Here is a 12,731-nt window from a genome sequence, read left to right as displayed (position 1 = left end):
GATTTTAGTTCTGGCGAGAGAAAAACACTGATGAAAAACTGGAAAACGAGTGCGGAAGCAATCCTGAAAACGGGTCCGGTAGTGCCGGTGATCGTAGTGAACAAACTGGAGCACGCCGTACCGATGGCGAAAGCACTGGTTGCAGGCGGTGTTCGCGTTCTGGAAGTGACGCTGCGTACGGCTTGTGCGATGGACGCTATTCGCGCTATCGCCAAAGAAGTGCCTGATGCGATTATTGGCGCAGGTACCGTGCTCAACCCGCAGCAGCTGGCGGAAGTCACCGCCGCTGGCGCGCAGTTTGCGATTAGCCCGGGTCTGACCGAGCCGCTGCTGAAAGCGGCGGTTGAAGGTTCTATCCCGCTTATTCCGGGTATCAGCACCGTGTCAGAATTGATGCTGGGTATGGACTACGGCCTGAAAGAGTTCAAATTCTTCCCGGCGGAAGCGAACGGCGGCACCAAAGCGCTGCAGGCGATTGCTGGCCCGTTCTCGCAGGTGCGTTTCTGCCCGACCGGCGGTATCTCTCCGGCTAACTACCGTGATTACCTGGCGCTGAAAAGCGTGCTGTGTATCGGTGGCTCCTGGCTGGTACCGGCCGACGCGCTGGAAGCGGGCGATTACGATCGCATCACCCGTCTGGCTCGCGAAGCCGTTGAAGGCGCAAAATAATCTTGCGGGCGGGGTTTAAACCCGCCTGATACAAGGCCCGGCCAGTGAAAGCTGACCGGGCTTTTTTTATCCGCCGACGTTTACCGCTGATGCTGCGGCAACTGCGCGTTGTACCGCTTCTTCAACGTTTTTGCCCACCGCTAAAGCCACACCCATGCGCCGTGAACCTTCGATTTCCGGTTTGCCAAACAAACGCAATTGAACGCCCGCGCCAACGGCATTGTGCACATTACCAAAGGTGACATTCTGGCTGGTCAGGCGAGGCAGGATAACGGCAGATGCGGATGGACCATACTGGTGAATGGCGCCTACCGGCAGGCCGAGAAAAGCGCGCACATGCAGGGCGAACTCGGAGAGATCTTGTGAAATCAAGGTCACCATGCCGGTATCGTGCGGGCGAGGGGAAACTTCGCTGAAGATAACCTCGTCACCGCAGACAAACAGCTCAACGCCAAACAGGCCATAGCCGCCTAGCGCCAGCACCACTTTGCTGGCAATGGCTTGCGCGCGTTCCAGCGCCAGGGCTGACATCTGCTGCGGCTGCCAGGATTCACGATAATCGCCATCTTCCTGACGATGGCCCACCGGGGCGCAAAAATGGATGCCATCGGCGGCGTTGATGGTCAGCAGCGTAATTTCAAAATCAAAATTAACCACCCCTTCAACGATCACCCGACCGGCACCCGCGCGGCCACCTTGCTGGGCATATTCCCAGGCCTGCGCCAGCTTCCCGGCGCTGCTAATAAAGCTCTGGCCTTTACCGGAAGAACTCATCACCGGTTTTACAATGCAGGGTAAACCGATCTCGGCGACAGCTTGCTGAAAAGCGGCTTCACTGTCGGCAAAGCGATAACGGGAGGTCGGTAATTGAAGCTCTTCTGCCGCTAAACGACGAATGCCTTCGCGGTTCATCGTCAATTGTGTTGCGCGAGCGCAGGGCACCACTTTTTGCCCCTGCGCTTCCAGTTCAATCAGCGTATCGGTGGCGATAGCTTCAATCTCGGGCACGATAAAGTGCGGCTTTTCCTGCGCCACCAGCGCTTTTAACGCCGCTCCATCAAGCATATTAATCACATGAGAGCGATGGGCGACATGCATCGCGGGCGCGTCGGGATAGCGATCCACCGCAATAACTTCAATTCCCAGGCGCTGGCACTCTATAGCCACTTCCTTACCCAGTTCGCCAGAGCCTAATAACATTACGCGTGTTGCTGCAGGGCGCAGCGCCGTTCCTAAAAGAGTCATAGCATCATACCGTTGAAAAAAACTGCGCGCAGTATAAACGAAAACGTTTGCGTATGTCTTTTATCACTTGCGGCGCTTTTTTCATCGCGCTATTATACTGTATAAATACACAGTTGAATGAGGCTGCATCATGGCGGTAGAAGTTAAATACGTAGTCATTCGTGAAGGTGAGGAAAAAATGTCTTTTGCCAGTAAAAAGGAAGCCGACGCTTACGACAAAATGCTCGATCTGGCCGAAGTCCTGGGTGACTGGCTGGCTACTGGTCCGGTCACGCTGGAAGATGAAGCGCGTGACAAAATGGCGCTGTGGCTTGCCGAACAAAAAGACGCCCTTGGCGGCATTCTGAAATCGGGCAGGCTGCCGGGTGCGGAAGGCGAAGAAGCGGCTGTTGCTACCGCATCCGCTGAGTCAGAAAGCGCCGACGCTGTCGATATCAAGAGCGCAGCGAAGCGCGCCAAAGTCGCCTGATCTTGCACTGCCAGCAATTTGTACCATGCTTTGAAAGGGTAAAAACCAGGAGATAAGCATGAAAATAGCGGGAGTCTTTACCGGTCTGCTTTTGCTGGCAGGCAGCATGGCGGCGCATGCCGCCAACGACAAATCAGTTAAATTTCCCTCCTGTGAGGGGCTTACGGCCGAAGGTATTGCCGCCAGCGTTAAGCGCGATTATCTGCAAAATCGCATTGTGCGCTGGGCGGACGATCAGAAGAAACTGGGTCAGGCCGATCCGGTTGCCTGGATCAACCCGAAAGAGGTGACAGGTAAAGAGGGTAAATGGACGGTGCCGCTAACGGTTCGCGGAAAAAACACCGATATTCACTATCGGGTCGCCATCGACTGTAAAAAAGGCACCGCGCACTATCAGCCGCAGCCGTAAAGCCTAAATTTTCCCATTCTTTCCAGATATCGACACTTCCTGACAACCTCCTCGCTTACTCTTTGCATTCATATACAACGGTAAGCGAGGATCTCCATGAACTGGTTAAATCAATTACAGTCGTTACTCGGTCAAAAAACTAACGCGCAAGCGCCGACCTCCGGCGGGCAAAGCCTGAACGCTATGTTAATGCCGGGCGCACTGGGCGGTCTGGCGGGCCTGCTGGTCGCCAGCAAATCATCGCGCAAGCTGCTGGCGAAATATGGCACCGGCGCGCTATTGGTAGGCGGGGGTGCGGTGGCGGGTAGCGTGTTATGGAATAAATATAAAGATCGCATTCGTGAGGCTCATCAGAGCGAGCCCCAGTTTGGTCAGCAAGCGACGCCGCTTGATGTCCGCACCGAACGGTTAATCCTGGCACTGGTATTTGCCGCTAAAAGCGACGGCCATATCGATGAAAAAGAACGCGCGGCAATTGAGCAGCAGCTACGTGATGCCGGAATAGAAGCGCAGGGGCAGCAGCTGGTGACATGCGCAATTGAACAGCCCCTCGATCCGGCACGCCTGGCGCAAGGGATTCAAAACGAGGAAGAGGCCCTTGAGCTCTATTTTCTCAGCTGCGCCGTTATCGATATTGATCACTTTATGGAACGCAGCTACCTGCACGCCCTCGGTGAGGCGTTGAAGATCCCGCAGGATGTACGTGAGGAGATAGAAGCGGATCTGAAAAAGCAGAAATTAGCACTTAGTTCATGATCTCACATACGTTTCGCTTGCAACGCGCGCGGGTTTTGCCACCCTTATAGGTATGTAAAACCAAAAAAAGAATGCTGCTATGTTGCCAAAAGCAAAACAGATCCCGCATACCATGACGCATCATGGCGATACGCGTACTGATAACTACTACTGGCTGCGTGACGATACGCGCTCGCGAACGGATGTACTTGATTATCTTCATCAGGAGAATGATTACGGGCGTGAAGTGATGGCCTCCCAGCAGGCGTTACAGGATCGGCTGCTGGAGGAGATCATTTCGCGTATTCCACAACGTGAAGTCTCTGCGCCCTATATCAAAAACGGCTATCGCTACCGGCACATCTACGAGCCGGGGTGCGAGTATGCCATCTATCAGCGCCAGTCGGTGCTCAGTGCAGAATGGGACGAATGGACCGTATTGCTGGACGCCAATCAGCGCGCATCCCACAGCGAGTTCTATACGCTGGGCGGCATGGAGGTTTCGCCGGACAATACCATCATGGCGATTGCAGAAGATTACCTCTCCCGCAGGCAGTACGGGCTGCGCTTTCGTAACCTTGAAACCGGAAACTGGTATCCGGAGATGCTGGATAACGTCTCGCCAGAATTCGTTTGGGTTAATGATTCTGAAACGCTCTATTATGTGCGCAAACATGCCACGACGCTGTTGCCGTACCAGGTCTGGCGACACACCATTGGCACGCCTTCCACACAAGATGAACTGGTCTATGAAGAGCAGGATGACACGTTTTATGTCGGCCTGAGTAAAACCACCTCCCATCACTACATCACGATTCATCTTGCCAGCGCCACCACCAGCGAAGTGCTGCTTCTGGATGCGGAATTGCCGGATGCGCAGCCGCTGCGTTTTCTGCCGCGGCGTAAAGATCATGAATATAGCCTCGATCACTATCAACACACCTTTTATCTGCGCTCCAACCGTGACGGCAAAAACTTTGGTTTATATCGTACTAAAGTGCGCGATGAGCGGCGCTGGGAAGTGCTGATCCCGGCACGCGAACAGATCATGCTGGAAGGTTTTACCCTGTTTACCGACTGGCTGGTGGTCGAAGAGCGGCAGCGAGGATTGACCAGTCTGCGCCAAATCAACCGTAAAACCCGCGAAGTGATTGGTATCGCCTTTGACGATCCGGCGTATGTCACCTGGCTGGCTTACAACCCGGAGGCGGAGACGTCACGCCTGCGTTATGGCTACTCGTCAATGACCACCCCCGATACCCTGTTTGAACTGGATATGGATACCGGCGAGCGGCGTGTTTTAAAACAGATGGAGGTCGCAGGGTTTGATGCCAGCGATTATCGCAGCGAGCACGTCTGGATCCCCGCCAGAGACGGCATCGAAGTGCCGGTATCACTCGTCTATAACCATAAGCTTTTCCGCCAGGGTGAAAATCCGTTGCTGGTGTATGGCTACGGCTCTTACGGCGCGAGCATGGATGCTGATTTCAGCAGTAGCCGCTTAAGCTTACTGGATCGCGGGTTTGTCTGCGCTATTGCGCATATACGCGGCGGCGGTGAACTGGGGCATGCGTGGTACGAAGACGGTAAATTCCTCAACAAGAAAAACACCTTTAACGATTTTATCGATGTCACTGACGGCCTGCTAGCGCAGGGCTACGGCTCGCCGCAATATTGCTACGGTATGGGGGGCAGCGCCGGAGGATTACTCATAGGGGCAGCCATCAACCTGCGGCCTTCGCTGTTTCACGGAGTCATTGCCCAGGTGCCGTTTGTTGATGCCCTGACAACGATGCTTGATGAATCCATCCCGTTAACCACCGGTGAATTTGAGGAGTGGGGCAACCCGCAGGACGAAACCTATTATCACTACATTAAAAGCTACAGTCCGTACGACAATATTTCCGCCCATCCTTACCCGCATATGCTGGTAACGACCGGGCTGCACGACTCACAGGTACAGTATTGGGAGCCGGCTAAATGGGTGGCGAAACTGCGTGAGTTTAAAACGGATGATAATTTGCTGCTGCTGTGTACGGATATGGACTCCGGTCACGGCGGGAAATCCGGGCGCTTTAAATCCTACGAGGGCGTAGCGCTGGAGTATGCCTTCCTGATTGCTCTGGCGCAGGGAACCCTGCCCGGACAGGAGGCAAATCACTCCTCGTCAAGATAGTGTTTAAGGGTTAATCGCAGCTCCGGGCTCATCCGATCAAGGTTGTTAAACAGCCAGCGCAGGTAGCCCGGATCGCGATCGGCGATATCAGAAACGGCCTTGCCACGGTATTTACCAAAGGTAAAGGTCGTTAACAGCGCAGGGCGGCCGGTCAACGTCGCCATCTGATCGGGCGTCCAGCCGGAAACCTGCATAATATCAATCAGCAGCGCAGCGGTGATGTAACAATCATATAGGGCGCGGTGATGATGTAACCCGGCAGGGGTCTGCACGCTAAGTTTGCGGGACTTATACAGCGCCATATTACTGTATTTAATGCCGGGCCAAAGGCGGCGCGCCAGCTTCATGGTACAAATCCATTCGCCGGGCATGGCAGGCAGCACGCGACGGTCAAAACTCGCGTTGTGGGCAACATACCACTCGCTGCCGTAGTAATGGGGCACGACTTCTTCGATCCACGGTTGGTTAGCGACCATGGATTCGGTAATACGGTGGATCGCCATCGCCTGCGGTGTGATTGGCCGGTCCGGGCGCACCAGATGGCTCATGGGATTGACTATCTGTCCGTCGACAACATCGACGGAGGCGATTTCAACAATCCCGCCCTGCAGGCCGCAGGTTTCAGTATCGATAACGCGTAACATGCCTGGCTCCATTATTTGACTTTCGGCTCATAAGGCAGGCGGGAGAGCGACACAGACGCCAGTCGGTGTGCTATCAGACGCTGGCGAAACCAATCGCGCAAATGCGCCGGCTGCTCGCGCTCAACGGCCTCGGCAATCACCGGCATATTGTAGCGTTCTTTGAACGCGACGCCGGCGGCCGCCAAATCAACGTTGACCTTATCCATCTCTTCTTGTTCAAGCTGCGCAAGATTGGTAATCATGATTTTCTCCTGGATTTATGCGGCGAAAGTTACTAAACCTGTTGCAGAAAGACAACCCGACCGACATTGATACTCGACGCGTCTCAGGTACAGCGTTATCCTCGCTAACATAGATATCTAAAAGGAATGAACGATATGCTTACTGCTTCTCATCGCCGCTGGCGGACTATCGCGCTGCTTGCCACGCTGTTTACCGCGCCCGCTGTGCTGGCGCATGCCCATCTAAAAGGGCAATATCCGGCAGCCGATGCCAATGTCACAGCCTCACCGCAAGCCCTGACCCTTAACTTTTCCGAAGGCATTGAGCCTCAATTCAGCGGTATCACCGTAAGCAACAGCCAGCAGCAAATTATCAAGACTGGCGCGGTAAAGCGCAATGAGAAAGACAACACCCAGATGATTGTGCCGCTAGAGGAACCGTTAACGCCGGGTAAGTATACCGTTAAGTGGCATGTGGTTTCGGTTGATGGCCACAAAACCCAGGGTGATTACGTGTTTTCCGTGAAGTAATCGATGCTGGTGGCGGCATTTGTCGGGCTGCGTTTTATCCATTTCGCAACCCTGATGGTAATTTTTGGCTGCGCGCTCTTTAGTGCGTGGCTTGCCCCGCCCAGCCTGCAACCCCTCCTGCGCCAATACTTTCATCGTTTACAGCGTTGCTGTTTGTGGCTGGCTGCCCTCAGCGCCGCGCTGATGTTCGCCGTACAGAGCGGCATGATGGGCGAGGGGTGGCAGGATGCAGTGCGCCCGGCAATCTGGCAGGCGGCCCTCACGACGCAAACAGGGGTTGTACTGGCAGGGCAAATAGCCCTTGCCGGGTTAGCGTTAGGAGTGGCGCTACTGCAGCCGCGACAGCAAGGCAAAGTGCTGCTGCTGGTGGTTCTGCAGTTTGTACTGGCGGCGGGAATAGGCCATGCCGCGATGCGCGAAGGCGTGCCGGGCGTTTTGCAGCGCGGTAACCAAACCGTGCATTTACTGTGCGCCGCGCTGTGGCTGGGCGGGCTGCTGCCGGTACTATTTTGTATGCATCTGGCGCGTGGACCGTCGCGGGCTGCGGCGATTGCCGCGATGATGCGCTTTTCGTGGTTCGGCCATTTCGCCGTTGCGGGCGTCATCCTGACGGGCCTCTTTAACACGCTTTTTATCCATGGATTCGCCGTACCCTGGGACAGCCGGTGGGGACAATGGCTGGTGATGAAATGTGCGTTTGTGGCTCTGATGGTGGTAATTGCCCTGACGAATCGGTATGTTCTGGTGCCGCGCCTGAGCCTGAAAAACGATGCCGCGCAGCAACGTTTTATCGCGCTAACCTGGGCAGAGATTGGGTTTGGCGCGCTGGTGCTGGCGGCGGTCAGTCTGTTTGCAACATGGGAACCTTTTTGAATGAACCTGGCGAGAAAGATGAAGAAGAGTGTAATGGTACTAGCAATGTTGGCATGTTCAGGCGCGGCTCTGGCCTCACCGCAGGTCATCACCGTTAGCCGCTTTGAAATGGGCAAAGATAATTGGGCTTTTAACAGGGAAGAAGTGATGCTGACCTGTCGACCAGGTCATGCGCTGTATGCCATTAACCCCAGCACGCTGATGCAGTACCCCCTAAACGACGTGGCGGAAAAAGAAGTCGCCAGCGGTAAAACTATCGCGCAACCCATTAGCATCATCCAGGCCGATAATCCTGCTAAAGCTGGCGAAAAGATGAGTCTGGCACCGTTTATCGCTCGGGCGGAAACCCTTTGTTAAAATCCAGGCTTAATCTTTTGATTAAAAATAAAAAACCGCAAGACTATATGCTTAAGTCCTGCGGTTTTTTTAATTTATAAGCGTGACGGTTAGCTAATTTTTCTGACCACTTTTGTCGCGGACTGGAAAACCTGACGCCGTCATCTATTCTTAAAGTGCAAGGCGACTAAGCCTGCATTAATGCCAACTTTTAGCGCACGGCTCTCTCCCAAGAGCCATTTCCCTGGACCGAATACAGGAATCGTGTTCGGTCTTTTTTTATCCTTTTGTTACGTAAGTCTTTCTTAATTTCGTCCTGAAATTTCCGCAAGCCTTACGCATGGACAAAACATAACATATTCCGTACGGCTTGCGTCCAGGTATTTTTCATCCTGACGATGACTTTTTTAATCCAGCAATGATTCTTTAAAAGCAGGCAGTGTCGTTATTCTATTGATAAGTAAGTCATTGCCAGACACACGGCACGCATTTATGCATACCGTGGCGGATAGTGTAAACATTAATTGCTGGCTCAGACTATTCTTTGCCGGGCTATTAGTTCGCAATGAGGTGGTTAATTTTGCCGATCACATCATCCAACAACTCGAAACGGCGGCGATATTCGGCGCGTTTTTTACTGGCGATGCTCTCCAGCGTCTTACGCGGGAATTCAGTGGGTAAACGCCAGCGGTATGCGCTCTCTTTTTCACCCTCAATCGAGGCCCAAAATTCATCATAGCTGGCGTGGAAATGGCGACCTTTACTCAAACGATAACGCAGCGCGCGAAAAACATGGCCGTTATCACTAACGCCATAAAGTGCCGAAACGCCGGTCTGGCGGGCTATCTGGCTGATGATCTCCAGCAGCATCTTTTTGGGAAAAATACCGTGGCAGGCGCGGGTAGCAACCTTAATCACTTCGTGGTTGACGTCGCGGCGCGGGCCTTGCAAACCGCCGATGACCAGGGCGCGCGCACCCTCTTTGCCGGTGACGCTGAAGGTGACGCTTGCCAGCAGGGTTTGTTCACCGTCGCACATCCATAAGGTGGTTTCGCCTTCACGCTCGGCTTTACTGGCGCACGAAGCGAACACACTAAAGCGCGCATTATCTTTGCCGTAAAATTCGAGTATCTGCTCAGACGTCGGGGTGCTCAGGGCAGTAGCCAGTTTTTGTGGTACGTTTTCATCAAGCCAGCTGTAATGGCTGATGATGGCATCCGCACGTTGGGATGCGTTCAAATCGCGGGTTAAATATTGACGATGGGATTTGCTCGGTAGCGTTATTTGCGCATCCAGTAACCGATGAAAATCCGCACGGCGCGCAAGATGCCTCAGCATTCTATTTGTCGATGACCAGAACAGCAGTGAGCGCAACAAAAACTTGAGGCGATAATTACGCTTTTTCCAAATTGGCCCCGGTACCAGACGGCCGGCTACCAGGTCAGCAATAATATGTGCATCATGATTTGCATTAAGTTCTTTTTGCAGTGTGGTATTCGACACGGATAAAAACCTCTTAAAATATCAGTGACTATTTTAGAGGTACGCAAAATGCAATTTAAGCGTTCTTCGGGGTTTATTCCCGATCCGTTTAGACTCTATTTAGAAATAACGCAATGAATGATTTCAGTTGCTTCCGACGATGTTTTCTATAATCAAGTGAAGGGGGTAAATATGTATCAGCGTATCGATGGCATTCACTGGCGGCATATCTGGATTGTGGGCGATCTGCACGGTTGTCATCAGCGTTTAATGCAGGCTTTACGGCTGCGTCATTTTGACCCCTGGCAAGATTTACTTATCTGCGTCGGTGATTTAATCGATCGCGGCCCGCAGAGCCTCGAATGTCTGGTGTTACTCAAACAGTCCTGGTTTCGCAGCGTACGCGGCAATCACGAGCAGATGGCGATTGACGCTTTACGCTACGGCGATATGGCGATGTGGCAACTCAATGGCGGGAGTTGGTTCAGTTCTCTTGATAAGCCCCAACAACAACAGGCTCTGGAGGCGCTGCAAAGCTGCGCGGAATTACCGTACGTTTTAGAGCTACGCTGCGACGGCACGCTGAATGTGATTGCCCATGCAGATTATCCGGCGTCGGAGTACCAATGGGAAAAAGAGCTGGATGGCGAATCGGTTTTATGGCGACGGGACAGATTGAATCAGTTGCTGGCGGGGAAAGGCGAGCGTATTGCGGGGGCGGATCATTTCTGGTTTGGCCATACCCCGCTACGGCAGCGATTTGATGGGCAAAATCAGCACTATATCGATACCGGCGCGGTCTTTGGCGGTGAACTTACGCTGGTACAGCTTCAGTAATCAGAAGTCGCTAAATTCGCTGGCGGGATGCCAGAAGCCATCAATAAATTCTTCTACGGGAAAACAGCCGCCGTGACGCATTCGCTGATCGTTCATAGCGGAAAGACATTGGCGTTGCGTATTGTAGACATCGACCACGATGTCATCACAGCCACCATCCAGGTAACAAACAAATAAAACCAGAGCGTACATTCCATCCTCGCAACCTTACAGCGTAACGATAAGTGTAGGGGATGAATGGGGGCAGGGGAAATTGGGCGAGTAAATAACCCGTCTCATGGACGGGTTTCCATTGGGTCAGGCAAGGCGCATAACCCAGGTATCAGACTGCTGATCGTAATGTTCGCGATAAAGGACCGAATGTTCGCCGTTAAGGATTGCGGGAATGCTGGTGTCCGCGTCCCAGGCGTCAAGCTGCATACATAAATCCGGGTCAGAACTGCATGGAATACGCAACGTTCGCTCGCCCTGATTATCTCCTTGCAACTCAGCATCGTCGATCTCAAATGTGCCAATACGCACGCTGGTTTTCGTCATAATGCTCTCCATTAATGGTCAAAAAATGTGGTACGACCAGTAAAGCCGCCCATCATTGAGCCTGGTACAACAAAGAGCAAGATGCCAGTCAAAAAATGCGCTTTTTTTTGCAAAGCGTCATGCGTTACCGGCGAACAGACGTCCGTCGCGCACCAGTTCACGGGGATAACTGTTCTTTAAACGCGATCCGATCTTCTTCGCCAGACCCAGCGGCTGCCCCTGGAAAGTGACAATCACTTCATCACCCAGTGGAGGGTTTTGTGGATAGACATCGCGTCCGCGATACCACTCTTCCGCCTCCTCCAGGGTCAAGGCAAACGCCAGTGGGTTATCATGCCCGGCCAGCGCAATCACCGCTTCATGCTGCCAGCGATAGCCTTTGTTATAGCTCTCCGCGAGACGAAGACCGATACGTGAAAACCGGATTTTGCCGATCAGCGGCTCAATCTCTGCCGGGAACAGCCAAATCTCTTTGTCGCGCTGCCATAAATGCAGTTCGTCATGCCACTGTAGCCCCACTTCCCGGGCGGCAGCGGCCACCTGGGCGGCCTCTTTGGGTTTCATCGGGGTAAAGGGAAATTGACCGACTTTGTAGGTCGGGGCCGGCAACGGATCGACCGCCGCGGTTTTGCGCAGGCGGGCAACAAAAAAGCCTTCACAGTCGTAAATCTGCGGGAAGACATGCAAAAAACCGTCTGCCGTCAGCGCCCGTTGCGCGTCAGGGAACAGATCGCCGAGGGGCAAAAATTCCACCGCGTTCGGGTACTGCTGCTGCAACCAGAGGCAAATCGCTTCGTTTTCATCACGATTCAACGTGCAGGTCGAATAAACCAACGTGCCGCCGGGTTTTAAGGCATGAAAGGCGCTATCGATAAGTTCACGCTGGGTGGCGGCTATCTCCAGATTACTGGCGATCGACCAGTTCTTTAGCGCATCGGCATCTTTACGGACCACACCTTCGCCGGAGCAGGGGGCATCCAGCAGGATCGCGTCGAACATCTCGGGTAAAGCCGGGCCGAAAACGCGCCCATCAAAATGGGTGAGGGCGACATTGCTAATGCCGTTACGGCTGATATTGGCATGCAGCACTTTGACGCGGCTGGCAGAAAATTCGTTAGCGAGAATGGCACCGTTATTGCCCATCTTCGCGGCAATTTGGGTGGTTTTAGAACCCGGTGCCGCGGCGACATCCATGACCCGCTGCGGTATTTCACCGTCGGCAAACAGCGCTGCGACGGGCAGCATAGAACTCGCTTCCTGAATATAGAACAGGCCGCTGAGGTGCTCGGCGGTGCTGCCCAGCGGTAACGCATCTTCATCTTCACGCTCAATCCAGAAACCTTCCGCGCACCAGGGTACGGGCGTTAATTGCCAGCCGTAAGGCGCAACCAGCTGCAGAAAGTCGTTTACAGCGATTTTTAGCGTATTAATGCGAATGCTGCGGCGCAGCGGACGCTGACAGGCAGCGATAAACTCATCGAAGGAGAGATGTTCCGGCATCGCCTGGCGCATCTGCGCCAGAAATTCATCGGGAAGGTAGACAGCGTTTTGAGCCACAGAGCGCACC

Annotated in this window: 16 protein-coding genes; 9 read left to right on the top strand and 7 right to left on the bottom strand. The window is 53.7% G+C overall.

Features of this window, described 5'->3' with window-relative positions; genetic code table 11:
- Positions 1-30 precede the first annotated feature (30 nt).
- A complete protein-coding gene (gene kdgA, locus RW65_RS10255; protein ID WP_039056625.1) occupies positions 31-669 on the top strand; it encodes a bifunctional 4-hydroxy-2-oxoglutarate aldolase/2-dehydro-3-deoxy-phosphogluconate aldolase in 639 nt (212 codons plus the stop codon).
- A 66-nt stretch (positions 670-735) separates the two neighbouring features.
- Here the strand turns inward: kdgA and purT are convergent, their stop codons facing one another.
- Positions 736-1,914, bottom strand: coding sequence for a formate-dependent phosphoribosylglycinamide formyltransferase (purT, locus tag RW65_RS10250; RefSeq protein WP_039056624.1), 1,179 nt, complete (start codon positions 1,912-1,914; stop codon positions 736-738).
- Between the two features lie 130 nt (positions 1,915-2,044).
- On the opposite strand from purT, the gene RW65_RS10245 reads away from it, so the two are divergent.
- From RW65_RS10245 to ptrB, 4 genes are all read left to right on the top strand, one after another.
- Positions 2,045-2,383: a YebG family protein gene (locus RW65_RS10245; RefSeq protein ID WP_039056623.1), complete on the top strand. Its 339-nt coding sequence runs from the start codon at positions 2,045-2,047 to the stop codon at positions 2,381-2,383.
- A 58-nt stretch (positions 2,384-2,441) separates the two neighbouring features.
- Positions 2,442-2,792, top strand: coding sequence for a protein YebF (gene yebF, locus RW65_RS10240; RefSeq protein ID WP_039056622.1), 351 nt, complete (start codon positions 2,442-2,444; stop codon positions 2,790-2,792).
- 96 nt (positions 2,793-2,888) lie between these two features.
- A complete protein-coding gene (locus RW65_RS10235) occupies positions 2,889-3,548 on the top strand; it encodes a tellurite resistance TerB family protein (protein ID WP_039056621.1) in 660 nt (219 codons plus the stop codon).
- A 79-nt stretch (positions 3,549-3,627) separates the two neighbouring features.
- Positions 3,628-5,703 carry an oligopeptidase B gene (gene ptrB, locus RW65_RS10230; RefSeq protein WP_039056620.1) on the top strand — a complete coding sequence of 692 codons (2,076 nt, stop codon included), beginning with the start codon at positions 3,628-3,630 and terminating at the stop codon, positions 5,701-5,703.
- Here ptrB and exoX read toward each other — a convergent pair.
- Together exoX and RW65_RS10220 are read right to left on the bottom strand one after the other, a co-directional pair.
- Positions 5,685-6,347 (bottom strand): exodeoxyribonuclease X, encoded by a 663-nt coding sequence (gene exoX / locus RW65_RS10225; RefSeq protein ID WP_039056618.1) that lies wholly within the window; start codon positions 6,345-6,347, stop codon positions 5,685-5,687. The two genes, ptrB and exoX, sit on opposite strands and share 19 nt — an antisense overlap.
- A gap of 11 nt (positions 6,348-6,358) precedes the next feature.
- Positions 6,359-6,589: a DNA polymerase III subunit theta gene (locus RW65_RS10220; RefSeq protein WP_039056617.1), complete on the bottom strand. Its 231-nt coding sequence runs from the start codon at positions 6,587-6,589 to the stop codon at positions 6,359-6,361.
- 135 nt (positions 6,590-6,724) lie between these two features.
- On the opposite strand from RW65_RS10220, the gene yobA reads away from it, so the two are divergent.
- From yobA to RW65_RS10205, 3 genes are read left to right on the top strand one after another with little or no spacing between them, the layout of a single operon-like run.
- Positions 6,725-7,099, top strand: a complete 375-nt coding sequence (yobA, locus tag RW65_RS10215) for a CopC domain-containing protein YobA (RefSeq protein ID WP_039056616.1) — start codon at positions 6,725-6,727, stop codon at positions 7,097-7,099.
- Positions 7,100-7,102: 3 nt separating this feature from the next.
- Positions 7,103-7,972 carry a copper homeostasis membrane protein CopD gene (copD, locus tag RW65_RS10210; RefSeq protein WP_039056615.1) on the top strand — a complete coding sequence of 290 codons (870 nt, stop codon included), beginning with the start codon at positions 7,103-7,105 and terminating at the stop codon, positions 7,970-7,972.
- An 18-nt stretch (positions 7,973-7,990) separates the two neighbouring features.
- Positions 7,991-8,329 carry a YebY family protein gene (locus RW65_RS10205; protein WP_039056724.1) on the top strand — a complete coding sequence of 113 codons (339 nt, stop codon included), beginning with the start codon at positions 7,991-7,993 and terminating at the stop codon, positions 8,327-8,329.
- A gap of 534 nt (positions 8,330-8,863) precedes the next feature.
- Here the strand turns inward: RW65_RS10205 and RW65_RS10200 are convergent.
- Complete coding sequence (locus RW65_RS10200) at positions 8,864-9,811, bottom strand: VirK/YbjX family protein (protein ID WP_039056614.1); 948 nt, start codon at positions 9,809-9,811, stop codon at positions 8,864-8,866.
- A 171-nt stretch (positions 9,812-9,982) separates the two neighbouring features.
- On the opposite strand from RW65_RS10200, the gene pphA reads away from it, so the two are divergent.
- A complete protein-coding gene (gene pphA / locus RW65_RS10195; RefSeq protein WP_039056613.1) occupies positions 9,983-10,627 on the top strand; it encodes a protein-serine/threonine phosphatase in 645 nt (214 codons plus the stop codon).
- Here pphA and RW65_RS10190 read toward each other — a convergent pair whose 3' ends face one another.
- The 3 genes from RW65_RS10190 to rsmF form a co-directional block, all read right to left on the bottom strand.
- A complete protein-coding gene (locus tag RW65_RS10190; RefSeq protein ID WP_039056612.1) occupies positions 10,628-10,819 on the bottom strand; it encodes a YdfD/YebW family protein in 192 nt (63 codons plus the stop codon). It lies immediately after the preceding gene.
- Positions 10,820-10,924: 105 nt separating this feature from the next.
- The gene (locus tag RW65_RS10185; RefSeq protein WP_039056611.1) at positions 10,925-11,164 is read right to left on the bottom strand and encodes a YebV family protein; all 240 of its coding nucleotides are present in this window, start codon (positions 11,162-11,164) and stop codon (positions 10,925-10,927) included.
- A gap of 117 nt (positions 11,165-11,281) precedes the next feature.
- Positions 11,282-12,721, bottom strand: coding sequence for a 16S rRNA (cytosine(1407)-C(5))-methyltransferase RsmF (gene rsmF / locus RW65_RS10180; protein WP_197058884.1), 1,440 nt, complete (start codon positions 12,719-12,721; stop codon positions 11,282-11,284).
- Between the last annotated feature and the right edge of the window lie 10 nt (positions 12,722-12,731).

It is taken from the genome of Enterobacter sp. Bisph1 (genome assembly GCF_000814905.1).
Classification (GTDB): Bacteria; Pseudomonadota; Gammaproteobacteria; order Enterobacterales; family Enterobacteriaceae; genus Kosakonia.
The sequence above is the reverse complement of the archived record's forward strand: the minus strand, read 5'-3'. Positions and strand labels throughout refer to the sequence as shown.